The sequence below is a fragment of the Sporosarcina sp. NPDC096371 genome (assembly GCF_044762865.1).
Classification (GTDB): Bacteria; Bacillota; Bacilli; order Bacillales_A; family Planococcaceae; genus Sporosarcina.
The window spans coordinates 200,140-223,143 of sequence record NZ_JBIWFE010000004.1 but is presented as its reverse complement, the minus strand read 5'-3'; the positions used below and the strand labels follow the sequence as shown (position 1 = coordinate 223,143).

Annotated in this window: 19 protein-coding genes, 1 riboswitch and 1 other annotated feature; of the genes, 18 read left to right on the top strand and 1 reads right to left on the bottom strand. The window is 44.7% G+C overall.

Annotated features, from left to right (window positions below; all coding sequences use genetic code 11):
- Nucleotides 1-178 precede the first annotated feature (178 nt).
- Nucleotides 179-3,631: a methionine synthase gene (gene metH / locus ACIQ0H_RS12660; protein WP_403415108.1), complete on the bottom strand. Its 3,453-nt coding sequence runs from the start codon at nucleotides 3,629-3,631 to the stop codon at nucleotides 179-181.
- A gap of 97 nt (nucleotides 3,632-3,728) precedes the next feature.
- Nucleotides 3,729-3,836: riboswitch (SAM riboswitch) on the bottom strand.
- A gap of 177 nt (nucleotides 3,837-4,013) precedes the next feature.
- On the opposite strand from metH, the gene ACIQ0H_RS12655 reads away from it, so the two are divergent.
- From ACIQ0H_RS12655 to ACIQ0H_RS12570, 18 genes are all read left to right on the top strand, one after another.
- On the top strand, nucleotides 4,014-4,196 hold the full coding sequence (locus ACIQ0H_RS12655; protein WP_403415105.1) for a histidine kinase: 183 nt from the start codon (nucleotides 4,014-4,016) through the stop codon (nucleotides 4,194-4,196).
- Between the two features lie 135 nt (nucleotides 4,197-4,331).
- The gene (locus tag ACIQ0H_RS12650; protein WP_403415102.1) at nucleotides 4,332-4,922 is read left to right on the top strand and encodes a biotin transporter BioY; all 591 of its coding nucleotides are present in this window, start codon (nucleotides 4,332-4,334) and stop codon (nucleotides 4,920-4,922) included.
- A 1-nt stretch (nucleotide 4,923) separates the two neighbouring features.
- Entirely contained in the window at nucleotides 4,924-5,910 is a 987-nt protein-coding gene (bioB, locus tag ACIQ0H_RS12645; RefSeq protein ID WP_403415099.1) for a biotin synthase BioB, read from the top strand.
- A gap of 491 nt (nucleotides 5,911-6,401) precedes the next feature.
- On the top strand, nucleotides 6,402-8,084 hold the full coding sequence (locus ACIQ0H_RS12640) for a hypothetical protein (RefSeq protein WP_403415097.1): 1,683 nt from the start codon (nucleotides 6,402-6,404) through the stop codon (nucleotides 8,082-8,084).
- Between the two features lie 192 nt (nucleotides 8,085-8,276).
- Nucleotides 8,277-8,747: a CtsR family transcriptional regulator gene (locus tag ACIQ0H_RS12635; protein WP_403415094.1), complete on the top strand. Its 471-nt coding sequence runs from the start codon at nucleotides 8,277-8,279 to the stop codon at nucleotides 8,745-8,747.
- Between the two features lie 31 nt (nucleotides 8,748-8,778).
- Nucleotides 8,779-9,333 carry a UvrB/UvrC motif-containing protein gene (locus ACIQ0H_RS12630; RefSeq protein WP_403415092.1) on the top strand — a complete coding sequence of 185 codons (555 nt, stop codon included), beginning with the start codon at nucleotides 8,779-8,781 and terminating at the stop codon, nucleotides 9,331-9,333.
- Nucleotides 9,323-10,411 carry a protein-arginine kinase McsB gene (mcsB, locus tag ACIQ0H_RS12625; RefSeq protein ID WP_403415090.1) on the top strand — a complete coding sequence of 363 codons (1,089 nt, stop codon included), beginning with the start codon at nucleotides 9,323-9,325 and terminating at the stop codon, nucleotides 10,409-10,411. The genes ACIQ0H_RS12630 and mcsB overlap by 11 nt, the downstream gene beginning before the upstream one ends.
- Before the next feature lie 191 nt (nucleotides 10,412-10,602).
- On the top strand, nucleotides 10,603-13,062 hold the full coding sequence (gene clpC / locus ACIQ0H_RS12620; RefSeq protein ID WP_403415088.1) for an ATP-dependent protease ATP-binding subunit ClpC: 2,460 nt from the start codon (nucleotides 10,603-10,605) through the stop codon (nucleotides 13,060-13,062).
- A 78-nt stretch (nucleotides 13,063-13,140) separates the two neighbouring features.
- Nucleotides 13,141-14,514, top strand: a complete 1,374-nt coding sequence (gene radA / locus ACIQ0H_RS12615; protein WP_403415085.1) for a DNA repair protein RadA — start codon at nucleotides 13,141-13,143, stop codon at nucleotides 14,512-14,514.
- Between the two features lie 285 nt (nucleotides 14,515-14,799).
- A complete protein-coding gene (locus tag ACIQ0H_RS12610) occupies nucleotides 14,800-15,912 on the top strand; it encodes a PIN/TRAM domain-containing protein (protein WP_403415083.1) in 1,113 nt (370 codons plus the stop codon).
- 37 nt (nucleotides 15,913-15,949) lie between these two features.
- On the top strand, nucleotides 15,950-16,633 hold the full coding sequence (gene ispD, locus ACIQ0H_RS12605; RefSeq protein WP_403415082.1) for a 2-C-methyl-D-erythritol 4-phosphate cytidylyltransferase: 684 nt from the start codon (nucleotides 15,950-15,952) through the stop codon (nucleotides 16,631-16,633).
- A gap of 119 nt (nucleotides 16,634-16,752) precedes the next feature.
- Complete coding sequence (gene ispF / locus ACIQ0H_RS12600; RefSeq protein WP_403415079.1) at nucleotides 16,753-17,229, top strand: 2-C-methyl-D-erythritol 2,4-cyclodiphosphate synthase; 477 nt, start codon at nucleotides 16,753-16,755, stop codon at nucleotides 17,227-17,229.
- A gap of 69 nt (nucleotides 17,230-17,298) precedes the next feature.
- On the top strand, nucleotides 17,299-18,759 hold the full coding sequence (gene gltX, locus ACIQ0H_RS12595) for a glutamate--tRNA ligase (protein WP_403415076.1): 1,461 nt from the start codon (nucleotides 17,299-17,301) through the stop codon (nucleotides 18,757-18,759).
- Between the two features lie 144 nt (nucleotides 18,760-18,903).
- Nucleotides 18,904-19,117: a binding site (T-box leader), on the top strand.
- A gap of 78 nt (nucleotides 19,118-19,195) precedes the next feature.
- Nucleotides 19,196-19,846, top strand: coding sequence for a serine O-acetyltransferase (gene cysE, locus ACIQ0H_RS12590; protein WP_403415725.1), 651 nt, complete (start codon nucleotides 19,196-19,198; stop codon nucleotides 19,844-19,846).
- On the top strand, nucleotides 19,843-21,243 hold the full coding sequence (gene cysS / locus ACIQ0H_RS12585; RefSeq protein WP_403415074.1) for a cysteine--tRNA ligase: 1,401 nt from the start codon (nucleotides 19,843-19,845) through the stop codon (nucleotides 21,241-21,243). Before cysE ends, cysS begins: the two co-directional genes overlap by 4 nt.
- A gap of 4 nt (nucleotides 21,244-21,247) precedes the next feature.
- Nucleotides 21,248-21,667, top strand: a complete 420-nt coding sequence (locus ACIQ0H_RS12580; protein WP_403415072.1) for a Mini-ribonuclease 3 — start codon at nucleotides 21,248-21,250, stop codon at nucleotides 21,665-21,667.
- Nucleotides 21,667-22,425, top strand: a complete 759-nt coding sequence (gene rlmB / locus ACIQ0H_RS12575; RefSeq protein WP_403415070.1) for a 23S rRNA (guanosine(2251)-2'-O)-methyltransferase RlmB — start codon at nucleotides 21,667-21,669, stop codon at nucleotides 22,423-22,425. Before ACIQ0H_RS12580 ends, rlmB begins: the two co-directional genes overlap by 1 nt.
- A complete protein-coding gene (locus ACIQ0H_RS12570; RefSeq protein ID WP_403415067.1) occupies nucleotides 22,422-22,937 on the top strand; it encodes an NYN domain-containing protein in 516 nt (171 codons plus the stop codon). Before rlmB ends, ACIQ0H_RS12570 begins: the two co-directional genes overlap by 4 nt.
- The last annotated feature ends 67 nt before the right edge of the window (nucleotides 22,938-23,004 follow it).

Sequence of the window (23,004 nt, the reverse complement as noted above, 5' to 3'; positions counted from 1 at the left end):
TAGGGAAGGATTGAACTGCATCCTTCCTTGTTGCCACAGGACGTGGCGTTTTTAGACTGCCCTCCTACTTGCTGGTAAAGGCAAAGAGCGCCTTTACCTTCAAGCCTTCCAGCAGGGAAGGATTGAACTGCATCCTTCCTACTTGTCGGAGCTGACCAGGCGCTTGTGCTTTTGTTCGTCAATCAACATTAAAGTATCTCGCATCTGGATGGGCAAATACAATGGCGGAAACGGATGCTTCCGGCTCCATCATGAATTCTTCTGTTAAATGGACGCCGATGTCTTCGGGTTTTAACAGTTTGAATAACTTCGCTTGGTCCTCCAGATTCGGACATGCGGGATAGCCGAACGAGAAGCGTTGCCCAACGTATTTTGCTGCAAAGCGGTCAAGCATTGTAAAGTCTGTTGCATCTGGAGTTCCCCATTGGTCGCGCATTTCTTGGTGAATCCGTTCTGCAAATCCTTCCGCTAGTTCGAGAGCAGTAGCTTGGAATGCGTGGCTTTCCAAGAACTTGCCTTCTGCTTTCAATTTGTTGGCGAAATCCCGAACGCCGTGTCCTGCTGTTACTTGCATGAAACCGACATAATCCATCTCGCCGCTTGAAACAGGTTTCAAGTAATCAGCCAGACAAAGGAATGGTTCTTTACTTTGACGCGGGAATGTAAAGCGTTCAATTTCCGTTTTTGCATCTTCAGGATCATAGATGATGACATCATCACCGTCGGATTGCGCTGGGAAAAATTGATAGAGTCCTGATGCTGATAAGTGATCCGACTCTAAAAATCCAGTGACCATTTCATGTAGCTCCAAAGCACGTGGTTCTTTATTTTCTAGCATTTTACTGACATTGCCCCGTAGACCAAGATGATGGCCAATCAATGTCCGCATATTGACGTACGGATAGAGATGGGAGACCAAATAATCTTTTTGAACCCGGCGGCGCAAATCTTTAGGCACTTGAACTGGAACGTCTTCACGTACTGTTTTGATAGGTCGTGGTGCAACAACTGCCGCCTCTGGGTTTGCTGCTTTTTTCGCTGCTTTAATCGCATCATTTTCGGCACGTTTTTCCCGTTGTTCATCCAATTCGATAAGCAACGCTGCTTTTTCATCTTTGTCTTGTAGACGATTGGCTAGTTCTAGCCCAAACATTGCGTCCTTGGCGTACAGTACGGGACCATCGTATTCTGCTGCTATTTTTGTGTCGGTAAAGCGGCGAGTAAGTGCTGCCCCACCCACCATTATCGGTAAATCAATGCCCGCAGCTTTAAAGTCTTGCGCAGTGATTACCATTTGTTGAGCAGATTTAACGAGCAGCCCAGATAGTCCGATAATATCCGGTTTTTCTTTGCGGATTACGTCAATAAGTGTTGAAGGGGTTACCTTAATACCGATATCGACGACTGTGAAGCCGTTATTGCTCAAGATAATCTCGACGAGGTTTTTCCCAATATCATGGACATCGCCTTTGACGGTAGCTAAGACAATTTTTCCTTTGCCTGTGTCGCCCTCGGCTTTATCCATAAATTGCTCAAGGAACGAGACTGACGCTTTCATGACTTCAGCACTTTGCAACACTTCCGCAACGATGAGTTGGTTGGTGTTGAATAGGCGACCAACTTCTGCCATGCCATCCATTAATGGTCCATTAATGATATCGAGGGGTGCATCATACATTTCCAGGGCTGCTTCCAAGTCGGGAATTAATCCCTCTTTCGTCCCTTCGATTACGTAATAACTAAGACGTTCTGGAACGGTTTTCGGAATATCATCTTCCGTTTTCTCTTTTTTCTTCCCTCGATAAAAGTTTGTGAAATCCGCCAACGTTTCATCGGTTGTGGAGAATAACAGGTCATTGGCCATTTTAATTTCTGCTTCAGGAATCGAAGCGTAGCGTTCAAGTTTCTCCGTGTTCACAATCGCGTAATCAAGACCTGCTTGCGTACAGTGATACAAGTACACAGCATTCAATACTTCACGCCCGACAGGAGGTAGACCGAATGATACGTTACTGACGCCGAGAATTGTCAACGCCCGTGGCATTTTTTCTTTAATGAGTCGAATCCCTTCAATCGTTTCAACAGCGGAACCGATGTATTGTTCATCACCTGTACCGACAGGGAAGACGAGTGGATCGAAGATAATATCTTCCGGTGCTAGTCCCCATTTATCGACGAGAAGGTCATAGGAACGTTCGGCCACTTCAAGTTTACGCTCGCGTGTGACAGCCATTCCGGGTTCGTCGATGGTTCCGACAACGACAGCGGCACCGAATTTTTTCACGAGTGGTAAAACAGCATCATAGCGATCTTCACCGTCTTCTAAGTTGATGGAGTTAATGATGACTTTCCCTTGTGAATACTTCAAAGCTTCTTCAATGACCTTTTCGTCCGTGGAATCAATGACGAGAGGCACTTTGACTTTTTTGACGACTTCTTTCATGAATTTCGTCACATCTTCTAGCTCGTCCCGATCCGGGTTCGCCAGACAAATATCAATGACGTGTGCACCGCCTTTTACTTGTGCGCGTGCAATTTCTGATGCTTCTTCAAATTTGCCATCTACGATAAGCTGTTTGAATTTGCGGGAACCGATAACGTTAGTCCGTTCGCCAATTAATAGAGGGCGCATGGAGTCGTCATATAATAGTGGCTCTATACCAGACACGGCATGCCCATGAACGCTTTCTGGACCTTGTCGTGGTTTTTTATCGGCTACGGCTTCACGGATTGCGCGAATATGTGCAGGCGTTGTTCCGCAACATCCACCTACTACGTTCAACCAGCCTTTGTCTGCAAACCCTTCTAACTTTTTGGAAAGGGATTCAGGTGATTCATGGTAATGACCTTCTTCGTCCGGTAGTCCAGCATTTGGGTAACAACTGACATAACTCGTTGCCAACTCTGAGAGTGAGCGCAGGTGATCCGTCATGAACTCCGGTCCTGTCGCACAGTTCAAGCCGACTGAGAGTGGTTTGATATGTTCGATTGAAATATAGAATGATTCGATACTCTGCCCTGCAAGGGTCGTCCCCATTGGTTCAATTGTTCCGGAAATCATCACGGGCAATTCCTGTCCTGTCTCTTCGAATGCGCGTTTGATGCCTAGTGTTCCGGCTTTGACATTCAGCATATCCTGGCTAGTTTCCATCAAAAGCAAATCGCAACCGCCTTCGATAAGTGCCTTCGCTTGTACATAAAAGTCATGTGTCAAACCGTCAAACGTAGCGCCGCCTGTGACGGATAATGTTTTGGTTGTAGGTCCCATTGCACCGGCAACAAAGCGAGGCCAATCAGATGTGGAAAAGTCTTCGGCACATTCTTTAGCAATTTGTGCTGCACGGAAGTTGATGTCATGTGCCTGATCGCCCAAATCGTAGTCATCGAGGACGATCGGCGTCCCTCCAAAGGTATTTGTTGAAATGATATCGGCACCAGCATCTAAATATTCACGGTGAATCCGGTTAAGGACGTCGGGTCTTGTGATGTTTAAATATTCGTTACAACCATCGTATTCTTCGCCACCGAAGTCTTCAGGAGACAGATTAGCATTTTGCAACATGGTCCCCATCGCACCATCCATAATGAGTATTCTTTTCTGTAGTTGTTCTTCAATAGGATGTTTTGACATAACTAATCACTCTCTTTCTTCGTATCGGTTTAGTAATCTGAAAAAATAAAAAAAGCCTTCATAGAAAGAAGGCTTTACGAGTATACGTATTTGTCCCTTCTCATCTTCAGGATCACAGATGGACCCCACTGGAATTAGCACCAGTCCTTTCGGCAGGTTGCTGAAGCTTCATAGGGCCAGTTCCCTCTGCTTCTCTTGATAAGAATAAATTATGTAGTTGAATTAACTAATAGAGGAGACGGATTGAAATACATCTCTTATTATTGGTTGAATAATTGAAATCATCATAACGTTATAATTGCCTTTCGTCAAGCTGTCCTTTGTAGAATGCTAGAATATGTATGGTAAGATGGGGGGAAATGACAAACAGAAGGTGAATAAGTTGAGAGCTTTTATGTATATTATTCCAATCATGATGATTGTTGGTACGGTTAGCATTATGATGCTAAACAAGAGTCATCAAGACGTGCCGCCCATGTCACGAATCTATATCACGTTAGGTGCGATGGCTGTTGGTGGGTTTCTTGCCTATTTTTTATTTCCAAAAGATGAAGAGAAAAAGTAATGAAATGAAATCGCTAGCGAATGTTGCTAGTGATTTTTTTATTTCAAAATATATAGGTTAACTACTTTGTTATTTAAGTTGACACATAATGAGTTATCTTTTATTCTATTAGAGTTAACATAAGGAGGGTATTCGATGACAACAGCTACAGTGAAAACGAAAAGTGGGATGAGTGCACTAAGTCTTGTCTATTGTGGGATGTTTGCTTCACTGATGATGATTGGGGCAAACATTACGGCCTTTGCACCTTTTCTGGTCGTTGGTAGTGTGCCGATTACATTGCAGACGTTTTTCGCTATCTTAGCAGGACTTATTTTAGGGAGCCGGTTAGGTGCCATTGCGATGACGGTCTATATGTTTATCGGACTTGCTGGAGCACCAGTCTTTGCAAAATTCAGCGGAGGTTTCGGCTCCATCATTAGCCCGACATTTGGATTTATAGTGTCATTCATTTTTGCAGCGTATATCGCGGGGAAGATTGTTGAAAAAAATAATAAGTTACATGGTTATATTATTGCGGCACTCGTTGCGATGGTTGTGAATTATGTTATCGGTACGAATTGGATGTACGCCGCGTATAAGCTGTGGGCTGCGGCGCCGGATGTTTTTACGTACAAAGTGGCGTGGTTATGGATGATACCGCCACTGCCGAAAGATCTATTATTGTCAGTACTCGCAGGGATGTTTGGACACCGTATGTACAAGTTGCTGAAAGTGAGGCGTTGACATGACGAAGTACGATGCTTTAGCAAAACGTGTACTCGAAGGACATATATTGACGGATGGCGAAGCACTTGCCATTTTAAACAGTCCTGATGAGGATTTGCTAGCACTCCTTCACGGAGCTTATACGATTCGGAAACATTACTATGGGAATAAAGTGAAACTCAATATGATCATGAATACGAAATCTGGCTTATGTCCCGAAAACTGCGGGTATTGCGCACAGTCAATCGTTTCGACAGCTCCAATTGAAAAGTATGCCATGATGAAAAAAGAAGAAATCGTGACAGGGGCGGCAAGAGCGGTGGAATTGAATGCAGGAACCTACTGTATTGTGGCGAGCGGTAGGGGCCCACTCAACCGAGAGCTTGAAATTGTGATCGATTCTGTGAAGGAAATCAAGGCGAAACATGAACATATGACTGTTTGTGCTTGCCTTGGACTATTGAAGCCAGAACAGGCATTACGGTTAAAAGAAGCAGGCGTTGACCGCTACAATCACAACATCAACACGTCAGCGGAACATCATGAAAGTATCACGACATCTCATACATATGAGGACCGCGTCAACACGGTCGACCTTGTGAAGCAGTCGGGTATCTCACCATGTTCAGGTGTCATCGTAGGCATGCGTGAAACGAAACAAGATGTCGTTTCAATGGCGCGCAGCTTACATGCAATGGATGCTGATTCGATTCCCGTTAACTTTCTACATGCGGTGGATGGGACGCCCCTCGGCGGTACGGATGAATTAACACCTCGTTATTGCTTGAAAGTGTTGTGCTTGTTCAGATTCATGAATCCTACGAAGGAAATTAGAATTTCCGGAGGTCGAGAAGTGAACTTGCGTAGCTTACAACCGTTCGGATTATACCCAGCAAACTCGATTTTTATTGGTGATTATTTAACAACGGCAGGACAAGAAAGCAACCGTGATCGTCAGATGCTGGAAGACTTAGGGTTTGAAGTTGATCTTGAACCACTAACTTAATTCAGCAGAAGTCCGCCACTTCTATAAGTGGTAGGATGAATGCTAAAATGCCTTAAAATCAGTGGGGTTCAACCCCCTACCGAATTAAGTTGAGCCTCCGGCGGATGTCACAAATTTTGAATTGCGCAAACGCAATTCAAAATTTGGACGCAATTACGCCGAGGCGTAATTGATTAAAAGAACCTGTTTCTATCTGAATGAAAAATGGACTTCCTACATATTATGAGGAAGTCCATTTTTATATTTGCAGAGAATTATTTGTCTTTATAAGTTGAACTTATGATTTTCGCCTCATCTCCAGCGAAGGCTTATCGCGGGAGGCATCCGGGGAAGGATGTAGTTCAATCCTTCCTTAAGCGCCGAGCATTGTTGGTGAGATTCTTTAGTTCAATTTATATTGGTTTTATTCGTAAAAAAGTGAAACGGTTTCGTGGTTGAATCGTATAAGAGGTATGTAAAAAAATCTGTGCAATAGAAAAGAGTGTTTTAAGATGATCAATTTACTTATCTTCTCAATCATTACGGGTATTGTATGTAGCTTAATCATTGTCCCGTTTGTGGTGGACAATAAAGAGACGAAAGCGAAAGTGCCGTTTAATAGGGTTGCAGCCATGGCTAGCACGGTTGTTGTAACCTCGGTCATTGTATTCGTCTTTTATTATGTAACGAATATAGACCGTAACTGGATGTCTCTATGGGGTCCGCTACTGGTGGTCACTTTGCTGGGGGCTGTCGTAGCAGGAAGTAAAGACCGCAAACTGAAGATTGTCCTATTTTTAGGAGCGTTGGCGTTCGGAGCTTATATCCTCTGCGCGCCACTATTCAATGCGAATCAAAAATACAAAGCAGTCGAAATGGATCAGCAGGTAGAAATCACAGCGTTTGATGAAACGAAAACACCTGCAAGCGTGCCGCCGAAGTTTGCGCGTAATAAGATGAAGAAAGCGTTCGGTCAAGTACCTAATACGAGTTACTATGAACTTGGTAATTTGCAAATTCAAAAAGTGAATGATGAGTTTGTCTACATCGCACCAGTTGAATTCTCGGGTCTTTTCAAGTGGTGGACTGGGAAAACGACACCGGGCTATTTCACAATGAGTGCAACTGACTCAGCAGATAACCCGAAATTCGTGAAGGCTGAAATGGATTATACGCCATCGTCTTATTTCCATAAGCAAGTAGAGCGTCATATACGGATGGAAATGCCGAATCTGATTTTTTACGGAGACGTTCAGCTGGAAATTGATGACGAGGGAAAACCACATTATATCCGTTCATATGGGAACTTTATTACAGCGCGTGACGGTTTTTATGTACAAGGGGTTGTAGTGGTTGATCCGGCGACGGGTGATATGGAGCAATATGCGCTTGTGGATATACCTGCGTTTATTGATGGTGCTGTTTCTCCTGAGGCAGTTAGCTTACAGAATAGTTATTTTGGTAACTACGTTCACGGATTCTGGAATTCAGTATTCGGGAAAAAAGATGTGAAATTACCATCGGATGAAGGAACCGAATCCAAGGTGAGTCCAATCTTTGACGAGAATGGCCATATGTATTATTTCACCGATTTCACAAGTCCAAAAGAAGGTGTCGATTCGATGCTAGGCTATGCCTTGACGGATGGTCGGACGGGCGAAGCAACGTATTACACGGGCAATTTAGAAGAGTCGTATATGGATTCGCAAGGTGCTCTTCAGATTATTGAAAAGAAATTCATCGAAAAGAAATGGTCTGGTGAAATGCCGGTACTGTACAACTTCTATGGGGAAGCAAGCTGGTTGACGCCGGTGCTAGATTCGAACGGATTCTTGCAAAACTACTTCATCGTTTCTGCTGCGAACCCAGAAATATCGGTGTTTGGAAATACTCCGAATGAAGCGTTAAAATTGTATAAAACGGCACTTCAACGCGGGGGTAGTTCTGTCAATGGCAGTTCAAGCGCTGAAGAGGCGCAAGCGTCGGTAACGGTCGTACGTGTTTTCAAGGAACGCGTTGGCGACTTTACACTTGTTTCATTTTTGGCGGCTGATGGACGGAACTTCAGCGTGTCGTCTGAAACAGTGCCGCTCGCCATTTATATCCAAGAAGGCGATCAGTTGAGGATTACGTATGTAGAGACAGGGGAACTGTTCTTACCAGTGAAGGAATTGACGAATACAAGTATGAAATAATGCGTAACGGAGTACCGGGGAATTCCCTGTGTACTCCGTTTTTTTGTTCTATGACTAAATGATAGCGATTCAAGCCTATACTAAACGAATCTTAGTGCTTTTCGATTGCGGATTAATCGGAACGTCATGTACAATTAAGTCAAAGATAGTCAAAGTCAACGGCTTATCACCCGGTATGAAAGAGGTGAGGACATGCGAAATATTTCTGACATCATAGAAGGTTATTTAAAAGCCATAATCGAAGAGGAACAGAAAGGAGCTATTGAAATTAAGCGTAGTGAAGTCGCTGAAAAGTTCCAATGCGTTCCTTCTCAAATCAATTACGTGATAAAGACTCGCTTCACGGCAGAACGTGGATATGCGGTCGAATCAAAGCGTGGTGGCGGCGGATATATCCGTATTTTCCGCGTACAGACGAATTCGCGTAAAGAGTTAATTGAGCATATTGTAGAGGGCATTCGAACAGGAGTCTCCTTTACGATGGCTGAGGATGTTATCTACAGGCTTATGGAAGAGGAAGTGATTTCTGAACGCGAATCAAAGCTCATTCTTGCAGCTGTTGACCGCACGACGCTCTATCAGCCGCTTCCAGAACGAGATATCCTTCGTGCTCGCATTTTACAAGCAATGCTTCTAACACTTATTTATGAGCAGCTAGACTGACCGTCAATTTAACAATTATGAGGTGATTTTCGTGATATGTGAAAATTGTAAAGAACGACCGGCTTCCGTCATCATTACCCAAGAAAGTATAGCCGGATCGGTGGAGCGCCACTTATGCGATAAATGTGCATTTCATACACAAACATTCCATTTCGACCTAAACCAGGAGCCGTTGTCCATTCAACAATTTCTATCCCATTGGTTTAGTGGGGTAGACCCTTTCCAAGTGCAACAGCAAACGAGAGGCGAATCACAGTTAGCGCTGGAGTGTCCTTCGTGCGGGTTGACGTTTCAAAAGTTTCTCGACATCGGGAAATTCGGTTGCGCAACTTGCTACGACACATTCCGAGGGAGATTGCCGCATGTGTTAAGAAAACTCCATAATGGTCATTCCACACATGGTGGAAAGATTCCAGTGTCGTTCAATGAATTGTACGCGGTCAAAAAGAAAATTGAAGAAATTCGTGTGAAGATGAAAGTAGCGATAGAGGCGGAGCATTTCGAAGAAGCGGCAGCTTTACGTGACGAAGCGAATACACTAAAGCAACGCCTTGCAAGTGGAGGTGAAACGAGCGATGTCGATTGAAAAGTTTATGCGTAATGCGGTGACGGGTTGGATGGTTCCTCACGGGGAGCATTCGGACATTGTCATGTCAACGCGGATTCGGTTGGCCCGCAATTTGACGGGCTATCACTTTCCGCTTGCGTTCACTGAAGAAGATGCGTTGGCGGTTGACAAGGCTGTCGCGGGCGTTTTATTGGATGCTGAGCAAAGTGAGTATACCTACACCAAAATGTCTGATCTTCCTGCGCTCGAACGCCAAGTGCTTGTGGAAAAGCATTTAATTAGCCCGCATTTGGCTAACCCAGATCGGCAAGGGGCTGTCATACTGTCGGAAAATGAAACCGTAAGTGTCATGGTCAATGAAGAAGATCATATCCGGATTCAATGTATTTATCCTGGACTGCAGCTGGAAGACGCCTACAAACAGGCCGATCAAGTGGATGACCACCTAGAAAAGGAACTGCCATATGCCTTTGACGAGGATTTTGGTTATTTGACAAGTTGTCCGTCGAATACGGGGACTGGTATGCGTGCCTCGGTGATGATGCATTTACCGGCACTGACCATCACCAAGCAGATTGACCGGATTATACCGGCTATTTCTAGGCTTGGCATGGTGGTTCGAGGGAGTTACGGTGAGGGCAGCGAAGCACCCGGCAATATCTATCAAATATCCAATCAGATAACGCTTGGGAAAACGGAGCAAGAGATCCTTGTTGAACTTGGCAATATTACATCCCGCTTGATAGATCATGAGCGGAATTCACGTGAATTGTTGCTTGGTAAGTCACGGATTGCACTGGAGAATAGGATTTTCCGTTCACTTGGTACGATCAGTTACGCCCGTTTGTTGCCGTCGGAAGAGGCTGCGCGTTGTCTGTCAGACGTTCGGCTCGGAATTGATATCGGGATCATCGAGGATATTGATATGTCCATTTTGAATGAACTGATGATTTTTATGCAACCTGGTTTTCTCCAACAATACGCCGATGCAGAATTATCCCAGGAAGAACGGGATATATTTAGAGCGAAGCTATTTCGTGACCGACTTCACGCGGAACGTACATCAGCTTCCGTAGAAAAGAGTAAGGAAGAATGAGCAGGCATTTTGCGCATTTTGTGTCGCTTTAGTATACTAAGGTCAAAGATAGTCAGAGGTAAATAAGATCAATCTTTGGAATAAAGGATTTCTCACGTGTCCAGTTGAATAGGTATAGAAGGGGTACTACTTTAAACCCTTGGCGGATGAGAAATACGATTGATTATATAGATAGAAGGAGAGGACTGAATATGATGTTTAATCGATTTACACAGCGTGCACAGAAAGTATTGCAACTCGCCCAAGAAGAGGCAATTCGGATGAAGCATGAATCCATTGGTACAGAGCATATTTTGCTTGGACTCATACGTGAAGGCGGGGGCATTGCCGCAAAGGCGCTTGAAGCGATAGATGTTAGCTTTGAAACCATCGAACAAGGTGTAGAAAAACTTGTCGGTGCCGGGACAAAGGAAGTCGGTCCAATCGTACATTATACGCCTAGGGCTAAAAAGGTCATTGAATTATCGGTAGATGAGTCACGCAAGTTGGGCCATTCTTATATCGGTACGGAACATATTTTACTTGCACTTATTCGTGAAGGCGAAGGTGTCGCTGCACGTGTCTTGAACAATGCAGGTGTCAGCTTAAACAAAGCACGTCAACAAGTACTTCAGCTTTTGGGCAGTAACGATAGTTCAGCAAACGGTCAAGGTGTTGCTAATTCCGCATCGACGCCGACATTGGATAGCCTTGCGCGCGATTTAACAGAGATTGCCCGTGAAGGTACGCTTGATCCGGTTATCGGACGTAGTAAAGAAATTACGCGTGTCATCGAAGTGTTGGCACGTCGTACAAAAAACAATCCTGTACTGATCGGCGAACCAGGTGTTGGGAAGACGGCAATCGCAGAAGGACTCGCACAACAAGTTGTGAACAATGAAGTGCCGGAGATTCTTCGCGATAAACGGGTTATGACACTCGATATGGGAACAGTAGTTGCGGGTACGAAATACCGTGGTGAATTCGAAGACCGTATGAAAAAAGTGATGGAAGAGATTCGTCAGGCAGGGAATATTATTCTGTTCATTGACGAGTTGCATACGCTGATTGGTGCCGGGGGGGCGGAAGGTGCAATTGATGCATCTAACATTCTTAAACCATCCTTGGCGCGTGGCGAATTGCAATGTATCGGTGCAACAACGCTTGACGAATACCGTAAATATATTGAAAAAGATGCTGCACTTGAAAGACGTTTCCAACCGATTCAAGTTGACGAGCCAACTGTTGAAGAAACGGTTCAAATCATTTATGGATTGCGTGATCGTTATGAAGCGCATCATCGTGTGAAAATTACGGATGCAGCAGTTGAAGCGGCTGCGAAAATGTCGGACCGTTATATTTCTGATCGATTCCTTCCGGATAAGGCGATTGATTTGATTGACGAGGCGGGATCGAAAGTACGCCTACGTTCGTATACAACGCCACCGAATTTGAAAGAACTTGAACTGAAGTTGGAAGCCATTCGTTCGGAGAAAAATGCTGCCGTCCAAAGTCAAGAATTCGAAAAGGCTGCTTCTTTCCGTGATAAGGAACAGAAGATGAAAGAAGAGCTCGAAACGACGAAAACGGCTTGGAAAGAAAAACAAGGCCAAACGGAGTCGGAAGTGACTGTCGACGAAATTGCGGAAGTAGTGGCAATGTGGACGGGGATTCCAGTTTCCAAAATTGCTGAAACAGAAACGGCAAAACTATTGAACATGGAAGAAGTGTTGCACGAGCGTGTTATCGGTCAATCGGAAGCCGTGACAGCTATTTCCCGGGCAATACGCCGGGCGCGCGCCGGACTGAAAGATCCGAAACGTCCGATTGGGTCGTTCATATTCTTAGGTCCTACGGGTGTTGGGAAAACGGAATTAGCGAGAGCGTTAGCAGAAGTCATGTTTGGCGATGAGGATGCCATGATTCGTGTCGACATGTCCGAGTACATGGAAAAACATTCTACATCACGACTTGTCGGATCGCCTCCAGGTTATGTAGGTTATGATGAAGGTGGACAGTTGACGGAGAAAGTTCGTCGCAAGCCTTACTCTGTCGTGTTACTAGATGAGATTGAGAAAGCGCATCCGGATGTCTTCAATATCCTTCTGCAAGTGTTGGAGGATGGTCGGTTGACAGATTCGAAAGGGCGCACGGTCGATTTCCGTAACACAGTTGTCATTATGACATCCAATGTGGGTGCGCAAGCGTTGAAGCAAAACCGTTATGTTGGTTTCAATTTGCAGGATACGAGTCGCGATTATGAAGGTATGAAGAAAACGATGCTTGGCGAGTTGAAGAAAGCATTCCGACCGGAGTTCATAAACCGTGTCGATGAAATGATTGTGTTCCATTCACTCGAAAAAGAGCATTTAAGTAAAATTGTTACACTTATGTCCACCGAATTAACGAAGCGTCTTGGTGAACAAGATATTGAACTCACTTTAACTGACGAAGCAAAACTGAAAATTGTTGATGCTGGATACGATCCTGAATACGGTGCTCGCCCATTGCGCCGCGCACTTCAGAAACATGTAGAAGACCGATTGTCTGAGGAACTCCTAAAAGGGACTGTTCTAATAGGCGGAAAAGTGGTCGTTGATGTGGAAGACGGGGAATTTGTCGTTAAGACGGTTATGAATGAGAAAAAAGAACAGGTTGTATTGGAAAAATAATGAGTGAAAAGGATAGTCCGACCGTCGAAAATCTTTTTCGACGGAATGGGACTGTCCTTTTCATCTATGGAGGATCCTATGGCAAAAAGAAAGACGAAATTCATGTGTAAATCCTGTGGTTACGAATCACCGAAATGGATGGGGCGCTGTCCGGGGTGTGGTGAATGGAATACAATGGACGAAGAAGTTGAAATTGTTCAAAAGGGGCCACGTGGTGCCTTTCAACATACAGATAATATCCGCCAGAAGGCGATGCCAATCAGTGCGATTGAAACGGTGGAGGAGCCGCGGATTGATACGGACTTAGATGAGTTGAATCGAGTGCTTGGTGGCGGAGTTGTCCCTGGTTCGCTCGTCCTTATTGGTGGAGATCCAGGAATCGGGAAGTCGACGCTGTTGCTGCAAGTGTCATCGTTGCTTGCCAATAAAGGGCAGCGTGTGCTTTATATTTCAGGTGAAGAGTCTATTCGTCAGACGAAGCTTCGTGCAGAACGGCTTGGTGTAGCATCGGACGAACTTTATATTTACGCGGAAACGGATTTGAGTCAAATCCATGAAACGATTGCTAGTGTGGAGCCGCAGTTTGTCATTGTCGACTCCATTCAAACGGTCCATCATCCTGAAGTGACGTCGGCGCCGGGAAGTGTGTCGCAAGTACGTGAGTGTACGGCCGAATTGATGCGGATTGCCAAGACAAAGAATATCGCCATTTTCCTTGTTGGGCATGTGACGAAGGATGGCCAAATTGCTGGACCGAGATTACTGGAGCATATGGTGGATACAGTCCTTTATTTTGAAGGGGAACGTCATCATACATACAGGATTTTGCGCAGTGTGAAAAACCGATTTGGCTCAACGAATGAAATTGCTATTTTTGAAATGTTGCAGTCGGGTTTAAAAGAGGTCTTGAATCCGTCCGAATTATTCTTGCAGGAGAGGTCTCAAGGAGGAGCTGGGTCGACGGTCGTTGCCTCCATGGAAGGCACGCGCCCCATTCTTGTTGAAATTCAGGCGCTTGTTACACCGTCCAGCTTTAACTATCCGAAGCGAATGGCAACGGGGCTCGATCAAAACCGCGTGTCGCTACTGATGGCCGTGCTAGAGAAGCGAATGGGCATGTTGTTACAGGCGCAGGATGCCTATATTAAAGTAGCTGGTGGCGTAAAATTGGATGAACCGGCAATCGACTTAGCTGTGCTGATGAGCATCGTCTCAAGCTACAAAGATACAGCGGTTGGCTTGTCCGATTGTTTTATCGGTGAAGTCGGACTGACGGGTGAAGTGCGCAGGGTCTCCAGAATCGAACAACGCGTGACGGAGGCGGCAAAACTAGGCTTTGAGCGTGCAATCGTTCCTGCTTCTAATTTAGGTGGTTGGGATTATCCGGCAGGCATTCGTGTAGTTGGCGTTGAAACCGTTAGTGATGCCCTCAAGCTCGCATTTTCAAACTAACTGGCAAAGTAAGTAAATATGAAACCTTGATGCATGGTAGGGAGTCCTAATACGTATTATATAGGTTGAACATATGAATAACTGTATAGATTAAGCGTGAGCATTACTTATGTGAATTCGGTGTGTTTTTTCATCTTGAATCAGTGGGAATTCAAACGTTCGTTGATTCAAGGTGAGCCTCCGGCGAATGCCACAGATTTTGAAAGGAGGTTCTCATACGCACAATGCTTATCAAGGCGGTTTATAGGGGAAACATGTATAATTATTAAAAAGGAGGTGGTTCATATGTTGAAGAAAGTTGTACAAATTGCATTCCTGTTTATTGGTGGAACACTAGGTGTGTTATTTTTACCGCATTTATTCACATTATTCTCTTTCACTTCAAATCCATTCGTTAACAATCCATACGTATCCGCCATTCTCGGGGCAGCGATTCTGTTTTTACTGAGTCTTTTTCTAACTGAACCAATTGTTAATTTTGTAAAATGGCTGGAAGAGCGATTGCTCAAAGCTCCTATTTTCGATTTACTGTTCGGGACAATTGGGCTGATGGTTGGGTTAAGTGTGGCATTCCTCGTTAGTTTCGGGTTGGGTAGTGTTGAGATCCCAATTATTACGGCGATTACGTCTGTATTGCCTATTTTATTGTCAGTCCTTCTGGGGTATCTAGGATTCCAAGTTGGTTTTAAAAAGCGTGAGGAATTCATACATGCTGTGCAGGCTACAAAAAATAGTGGGGCGAAGAAGAAAGAGTCAGAAGAAGCGGCTACACAAACAACTAGTAAATTGCATAAGATTTTGGATACAAGTGTCATTATTGATGGTCGTATCGCTGATATTACAGCGACTGGTTTTCTGGAGGGGATACTTGTCGTCCCGCAGTTCGTTCTGACTGAATTACAACATATTGCGGATTCTTCGGATACGTTGAAAAGGACGAAAGGTAGACGGGGGCTCGATGTCCTGAAGCGAATGCAAACCGATGACGGCCCTAACATCCTAATCACGGACGAAGATTTTGCTGATGTTCCGGAAGTAGACTTGAAGCTTGTCCGCCTTGCGAAAAAGATGGGTGGACTCGTCGTGACAAATGACTTTAACCTAAATAAAGTTGCAGATTTACATGGGGTATCTGTGTTAAATATTAATGATCTTGCGAATGCTGTGAAGCCGGTGGTTATACCGGGTGAAGACATGCATGTCATCGTCATTAAAGACGGTAAAGAACATAATCAGGGCGTCGCCTATTTGGATGATGGCACGATGATTGTTGTAGAAGATGGGAAATTCCATATTGGTAATGCAATCGATGTTGTAGTGACAAGTGTGCTACAGACCTCAGCTGGAAGAATGATTTTTGCGAAACCGAAAAATGGTAAATCCGTGAAGATGAATTGAGCATTATGTAAGTATAGAAAGAAGAGGAAAATCAATCGTGGAGTATACAGTCATGATACCGGCAGCCGGAAGTGGACAGCGGATGGGTGCCGGTTATAATAAACTTTTTTTGAAATTGAATGACAAACCGATTCTTGTTCATACGCTTGAGGTGTTTGAAGGAGATCCAGCGTGTGCTGGGATTATTCTTGCGGTGAAACCAGATGAACGTATCCATATTCAGTCCATGCTAGACCAATTTGCCATTACGAAAGTGAAAGCTATGGTAGATGGGGGAGGCGAGCGTCAAAATAGCGTTGCGGCTTGTATTCGTGCGTATGACGGAGAGAGTGTTGTGCTTGTCCATGATGCGGCAAGGCCGTTTATCCGGCGGACCGTTATTGCGGAACTTGTGAAGACAGCGTCTGAGCATGGTGCGGCAATTGCAGGGGTTCGGGCGAAAGATACAATGAAGTTTGCTGTAGCAGGTGTGATCGAAGAAACGGTGGATCGAGATAAATTATGGATTATCCAGACACCGCAGGCATTCCGCTATGCCCTGCTACAAGAAGCTTCCACGAAAGCCGAAGCTGAGGGCTTTCTTGGCACGGATGAATCGATGTTGGTTGAACGACTGGGTCATGCGGTACGAATCGTTGAAAGTACGTACGATAATGTTAAGATGACGACACAGGAAGATCTTGTTTTTGGAGAAATATTATTAAAATCCAGCAGGATTTAAATAAAGCCTCCGGCGGATGTCGCGGATTTTTTAGGGATGCTTTTCGAGCAAGCTCGAAAAAAATCTGGACGCAACCACACCGAGGCGTGATTGATTAAAAAGACAGTAGGTGGAGAAAGATGATTCGCATTGGACAAGGGTTTGATGTACATGAATTTGAGGAAGGACGCCCACTCATTATTGGGGGTATCACAATCCCACATGAAAGAGGGCTAACGGGTCATTCTGACGCGGATGTACTGCTACATACCATTACGGATGCGGCACTGGGTGCGATTGGCGAAGGGGATATCGGACGCCATTTCCCTGATACGGACGCTGCGTTTAAAGATGCTGATTCCGCGGTGTTACTAGAGAAAATTTGGGCACTCGTAGAGGACAAAGGCTATAAACTCGGCAATATTGACTGTACAATTATGGCACAAAGACCGAAAATGGCACCTCATATTGAAACGATCCGTGAACGTGTTGCACAATTGTTGCACGCAGATGTCACACAAGTGAACATTAAAGCAACAACGACAGAAAAATTGGGCTTTGTAGGACGCGAAGAAGGCATCGCTTCAATGGCTACAATCTTGCTTGTCAAGTCATAACCTCTTTTAAACAACCTTAGCAAGTGGTAGAATGGCATATAAACAAATGAGAACGGAGATGTACAAACTATGACAACAGAAGTTCGTGTACGCTATGCGCCAAGTCCAACTGGCCATTTACATATCGGTGGGGCGCGCACAGCGCTTTTCAACTATTTATTTGCACGCCATCATGGTGGGAAATTTATCGTACGTATTGAAGATACAGATACGGAACGTAACATTGAAGCTGGAGAGTTATCGCAACTAGACAATTTAAAGTGGTTGGGTATCGATTATGATGAGTCTGTCGATATTGGTGGTCCATACGGTCCTTACCGTCAAATGGAACGTCTTGATATCTATACGAAGCACGCACAGGACATGCTTGATGGTGGACATGCCTATAAATGTTTCTGTACGACAGATGAGCTTGAAGCTGAGCGCGAGAAACAGAAAGCGTCTGGTATCGCTGCGCCGATGTATGGTGGAACTTGTCGCAATTTGACAGCTGAAGAAGTATCCGCAAAAGAAGCTGCAGGCATCGCCTATACAATTCGTATGCGAGTTCCGGAAAACGTAACGTACAAAGTGGAAGACCTTGTCCGTGGTACAGTGGCGTTTGAATCGAAGGACATCGGTGATTGGGTATTGGTTAAAGCAAGTGGTATCCCAACATATAACTTTGCAGTTGTATTCGATGATCATTTCATGAAGATCTCGCATGTTTTCCGTGGCGAAGAACATTTGACGAACACGCCTAAGCAATTGATGATATTCGATGTGTTCGGGTGGGAATACCCACGTTTCGGGCATATGACACTGATCGTCAACGAAGATCGGAAAAAGCTTTCGAAACGTGATGAGTCGATTATCCAATTCATTTCACAATATAAGGACCTAGGTTATTTACCAGAGGCGATGTTCAACTTCTTCGCACTTCTCGGTTGGTCACCAGGTGGGGAAGATGAGATCTTCACACACGAAGAGTTAGTGAATTTGTTTGACGAGAGTCGTCTATCTAAATCACCATCTATGTTCGATAAACAAAAATTGACGTGGATGAATAATCAATATATGAAAAAGATGAGCCTTGACGAAGTTGTTGATTTTGTCTTGCCATATTTGCAAAAAGCAGGTCTTGTGAAGACAGAAATGACAGAAGATGAAAGCGTATGGGCACGCAACTTGATAGCTCTTTACCATGATCAACTAAGTTTTGGAGCTGAGATTGTTGAACTATCCGCCCAGTTCTTTAAGGATGAGTTAGAATACGATGAAGAATCTCAAGCTATCCTTGCAGGTGAGCAAGTGCCTGAGGTAATGGCTTCATTCCAAGAAAAATTGAACGCGCTTGAAACGTTCGATGCTGCTTCTATCAAAGATGCTATCAAAGCGGTACAGAAGGAAACAGGGCATAAAGGGAAGAACTTGTTTATGCCGATCCGTGTTGTGACAACAGGTCAGATGCACGGCCCTGAATTACAAGCTGCGATTGCGTTAATTGGGAAAGAGAAGTCCATCGCACGCGTTGCGAAATATGCGATATAATTGCGTTGACATTCATGTGCCGTCATGTGAGAATAAACGTAAATTACTTTATGGAACGAACTTTAACGAAGAAAGATAAGGCTTTATCCCACATAATTTCATGACCTACAAGGAAGGATGCAGTTCAATCCTTCCCCTTTGTAGGCCTAAGCTTTGAAAAGGAGAAGTACAGATTGCAAGCTCTTCAGAGAGGATCATCACTGGCTGTAAGTGATCCGTGCCGCTGCAATGTGGAAATGCACCTTTGAGTGCCGCGCTGAATGTAAGTAGGCCGGACGCATCGTCAGCGTTATGGACGTTAAGCGGGAAGGTTTGCCTTCCAAGCGGAGTGGAACCGCGCATTCAATGCGTCTCTGTCATTTTTGACAGAGGCGTTTTTTGTTTGCTCCGTAAGATAAGCGACCCCAAAAAGGAGGAGAGAAAGTTGTTCCGGATTATGAAAGAGGATATTCAGTGCATATTTGAACAGGACCCGGCAGCGCGTAGTGCTTTTGAAATTGTGTTGACGTATTCGGGCTTACACTCGATTTGGGCGCATCGTATTGCACACGCATTATATAAAAAGAATTTGCGGTTTTTAGCGCGAATCGTGTCGCAAATTAGCAGGTTTTTCACAGGTATTGAAATTCACCCAGGCGCAACAATCGGCCGCAGGTTTTTCATTGATCACGGGATGGGTGTGGTTATCGGGGAGACGTGTGAAATCGGAAATGATGTCACAATCTACCAAGGTGTAACACTTGGCGGAACGGGTAAAGAGAAAGGAAAGCGGCATCCAACGCTTCGCGATAATGTTCTTGTTGCATCGGGAGCCAAAGTACTTGGTTCCATCACGATTGGAGAGAATAGTAAAGTGGGTGCGGGATCGGTTGTCCTGAAAGATGTTCCGGCTGATTCAACGGTCGTCGGTATCCCGGGAACAGTTGTGATTGCCAATGGCGTTAAAGTGAAAGGTAAATATGACCATCAAGATCTTCCGGATCCAATAGCTGATAAATGCAAGATGCTTGAAAATGAACTGCGTACGTTGCAAGAACGAATGGTTGAAATGGAGAAATCGATTGAAAAGGAAGGGAACTTATTATGACGATCCAAATTTATAACACGCTGACACGAAAGAAAGAGCCTTTCATACCGATGGAAGAAGGAAAGGTGAAAATGTATGTCTGTGGGCCGACTGTCTACAACTACATTCATATCGGAAATGCTCGGCCTGTTATCGTTTTCGACACGGTTCGACGCTATCTCGAATATCGCGGCTATGATGTATCATACGTATCTAACTTTACAGACGTTGATGATAAAATTATTAAAGCTGCCAATGAGCTAGGTGAAGAAGTTGGCGAACTGACAGAACGGTTTATTAACGCTTATTTTGAAGATGTTGGGGCACTTGGTTGTGGAAAAGCGGATGCTCATCCTCGTGTGACGGACCACATCGAAGACATTGTTGAGTTTGTTAAAGTTCTTGTCGATAAAGGATTTGCCTATGAATCACAAGGTGATGTCTACTACCGCACGCGTAGTTTCGAGGGCTACGGGAAGCTATCCCACCAATCAACGGATGAATTGAAAATTGGTGCAAGGATTGAAGAAGGTACAAAGAAAGAGAATGCACTCGATTTTGCCCTTTGGAAAGCGGCAAAGGAAGGCGAAATTTCATGGGAAAGCCCGTGGGGTGCTGGTCGCCCAGGCTGGCATATCGAATGTTCAGTGATGGCTCGTGAACATTTAGGTGATACGATTGATATTCATGCGGGAGGCCAGGATTTAACATTCCCTCACCATGAAAACGAAATTGCACAATCTGAAGCAATGACCGGCAAGCAGTTTGCGCGTTACTGGATGCATAACGGTTACATCAATATCGATAACGAAAAAATGTCGAAATCGCTTGGCAACTTCGTACTTGTCAACGATATCCGTAAACAGATTGATCCTCAAGTATTGCGTTTCTTTATATTATCAGTTCATTACAGACATCCAGTCAATTTCTCACAAGGTCTTGTTGAGGGGGCTGCGAATGGTTTGGAGCGTATTCGCACAGCGTATAACAACTTGGAGCATCGACTTGCAACTTCCGCTGATCTCGGCGACCAGAAAGATGTCTGGTTATATAAGGTGGATGAATGTAAACAGGCATTCGAATTAGCAATGGATGATGATTTCAACACGGCCAACGCAATTGCGACGATATTCGAACTTGTGAAGTTAGCGAACGTCTATTTAAAAGAGAAGAATACACAAGCTGACGTGCTTCAGCATTTCATCCAGACGTTTGATGGCTTGTTAGCAGTCCTTGGGTTGCCGCTCACTCGTCCAACTGATCTACTAGACGAGGAAATTGAAGTGTTAATCGAGGCACGCTTAGAAGCCCGTCGTAATCGTGATTTTGGCCGTTCAGATGAAATTCGTGATGAGCTGAAAGCGAAAGGGATCCTCTTGGAAGATACAGCGCAGGGTACACGCTGGAAGAGAGGGTAACAGCATGTATAACTTGCGTGATATAGATGTTAAACAATTAAACGCCTTAGCGCTTGCTTACATGGGGGATGCAGTATACGAACAAGCCGTTCGTGAGCATCTCCTGCGTTCGGGGCGTGTGAAGCCGAATGTGTTACATAAAGAAGCCACGAGCTATGTATCGGCGAAGTCGCAGGCTGCAATTGTGAAAATGATGCAGCAAACTGAGTTTTTAACAGAGGAAGAAGAGGCGGTCATGAGACGTGGCCGCAATGCGAAATCTGGTTCGGTTCCTAAAAATACGGATGTTGTCACGTATAATTATAGTTCTGGATTTGAAGCTGTTATTGGTTTTCTTCATTTGCTAGGCAAAACGGAACGTGTAGAAGAATTTATTGGTGAATCGATTGCGTTCATCGAAAGATTGAAGGAGGAGGGGAAATAATGACGGAAATTGAAGCGGAATTGATTGGCGGCAAAAACCCTATTGTTGAGGCGTTACGCTCTGGTAGGGAATTGAATAAGATTTGGATTGCCGAAGGTCTTAATAAAAAAAGTATCGGGGAAATTTTATCCCTTGCAAAAGAAGCGGGGATTATTGTTCAAGCGGTACCGAAGCAAAAACTGGATGGCATGTTGGATATGAATCACCAAGGAATTATTGCGTCGGTTGCGGCCTACGAATATGCGGAACTTGAAGATTTATTTAATGTGGCAAAAGAGCGTGGGGAAGATCCGTTCTTCATCATTCTTGATGAGCTGGAAGATCCTCATAATCTAGGGTCCATTCTGCGGACTGCGGATGCCTCAGGTGCACATGGAATCATCATTCCGAAGCGTCGTGCTGTCGGGTTGACGGGCGTTGTGGCGAAGGCTTCGACAGGTGCGATTGAACATGTTCCTGTTGTACGTGTGAATAATCTTTCGCAGACAGTAGAGGAACTGAAAAAGCGCGGTGTTTGGATTGCTGGTACAGACGCTGCTAAGTCAGTGGACTACAGGCTGATGGACGCTACGTTGCCACTAGCCGTTATTATCGGTAGTGAAGGCAAGGGAATGTCGCGTATTTTGAAAGAGAAGTGTGATTTCCTTTACCACTTACCGATGGTGGGACATGTTACGTCTCTGAACGCATCTGTTGCGGCTTCGCTCCTCATGTATGAAGTGTTACGTAAACGCCAACCGCATACGTCTGGCAGATGAAAACGGATGTACTCCTTGTCGATGGCTATAATGTCATCGGTGCATGGCGGGAGCTACGCCAACTAAAAGAAAAACGTTTAGCGGATGCGCGCGATCGTTTGCTTGAGAGAATGGCGGAATACAAGGCACATACAGGATGGCGCGTCATTATTGTTTTTGACGCGCATCTCATGCCTGGAGTTGAAAAAAAGAAGCGCCAACATAATGTTGAGGTTGTTTTTACGAGGGAAAATGAAACGGCGGATGAAAGGATAGAAAAGCTTGTCACTGAACTGAGTGGACGACGGGTGCAAATTCACGTGGCGACGTCGGACTTAACGGAGCAATGGGTTATTTTTGCGCAGGGAGCCCTCCGAAAGTCATCTAGAGAACTAGAAATTGAAATGGATGAAATTGATGAAATCATTTCAGAGAAAGTCAAGGATTTCCAGGACCAGCGGCCGTTTTCCAAGATTCCTTTAACTGACGAAGTTGCAGGAATATTTGAAAAGTGGAGACGCGGAATGAAATGAACGGTTGACGCAAAAAAAATCCATACGGTATACTTGCTATACAATAGTGATAACGAACCGGGGTGAT

What these genes read in the sequence shown, in the direction of transcription:
- radA (WP_403415085.1), top strand. Translation starts at nt 13,141, where the DNA reads ATGGCAAAAAGAAAGACGAAATTCATGTGTAAATCCTGTGGTTACGAA.
- ACIQ0H_RS12635 (WP_403415094.1), top strand. Translation starts at nt 8,277, where the DNA reads ATGCGAAATATTTCTGACATCATAGAAGGTTATTTAAAAGCCATAATC.
- rlmB (WP_403415070.1), top strand. Translation starts at nt 21,667, where the DNA reads ATGACGGAAATTGAAGCGGAATTGATTGGCGGCAAAAACCCTATTGTT.
- cysE (WP_403415725.1), top strand. Translation starts at nt 19,196, where the DNA reads ATGAAAGAGGATATTCAGTGCATATTTGAACAGGACCCGGCAGCGCGT.
- ACIQ0H_RS12580 (WP_403415072.1), top strand. Translation starts at nt 21,248, where the DNA reads ATGTATAACTTGCGTGATATAGATGTTAAACAATTAAACGCCTTAGCG.
- gltX (WP_403415076.1), top strand. Translation starts at nt 17,299, where the DNA reads ATGACAACAGAAGTTCGTGTACGCTATGCGCCAAGTCCAACTGGCCAT.
- ACIQ0H_RS12650 (WP_403415102.1), top strand. Translation starts at nt 4,332, where the DNA reads ATGACAACAGCTACAGTGAAAACGAAAAGTGGGATGAGTGCACTAAGT.
- ACIQ0H_RS12610 (WP_403415083.1), top strand. Translation starts at nt 14,800, where the DNA reads ATGTTGAAGAAAGTTGTACAAATTGCATTCCTGTTTATTGGTGGAACA.
- cysS (WP_403415074.1), top strand. Translation starts at nt 19,843, where the DNA reads ATGACGATCCAAATTTATAACACGCTGACACGAAAGAAAGAGCCTTTC.
- bioB (WP_403415099.1), top strand. Translation starts at nt 4,924, where the DNA reads ATGACGAAGTACGATGCTTTAGCAAAACGTGTACTCGAAGGACATATA.
- mcsB (WP_403415090.1), top strand. Translation starts at nt 9,323, where the DNA reads ATGTCGATTGAAAAGTTTATGCGTAATGCGGTGACGGGTTGGATGGTT.
- clpC (WP_403415088.1), top strand. Translation starts at nt 10,603, where the DNA reads ATGATGTTTAATCGATTTACACAGCGTGCACAGAAAGTATTGCAACTC.
- ACIQ0H_RS12640 (WP_403415097.1), top strand. Translation starts at nt 6,402, where the DNA reads ATGATCAATTTACTTATCTTCTCAATCATTACGGGTATTGTATGTAGC.
- ispF (WP_403415079.1), top strand. Translation starts at nt 16,753, where the DNA reads ATGATTCGCATTGGACAAGGGTTTGATGTACATGAATTTGAGGAAGGA.
- ACIQ0H_RS12570 (WP_403415067.1), top strand. Translation starts at nt 22,422, where the DNA reads ATGAAAACGGATGTACTCCTTGTCGATGGCTATAATGTCATCGGTGCA.
- metH (WP_403415108.1), bottom strand. Translation starts at nt 3,631, where the DNA reads ATGTCAAAACATCCTATTGAAGAACAACTACAGAAAAGAATACTCATT.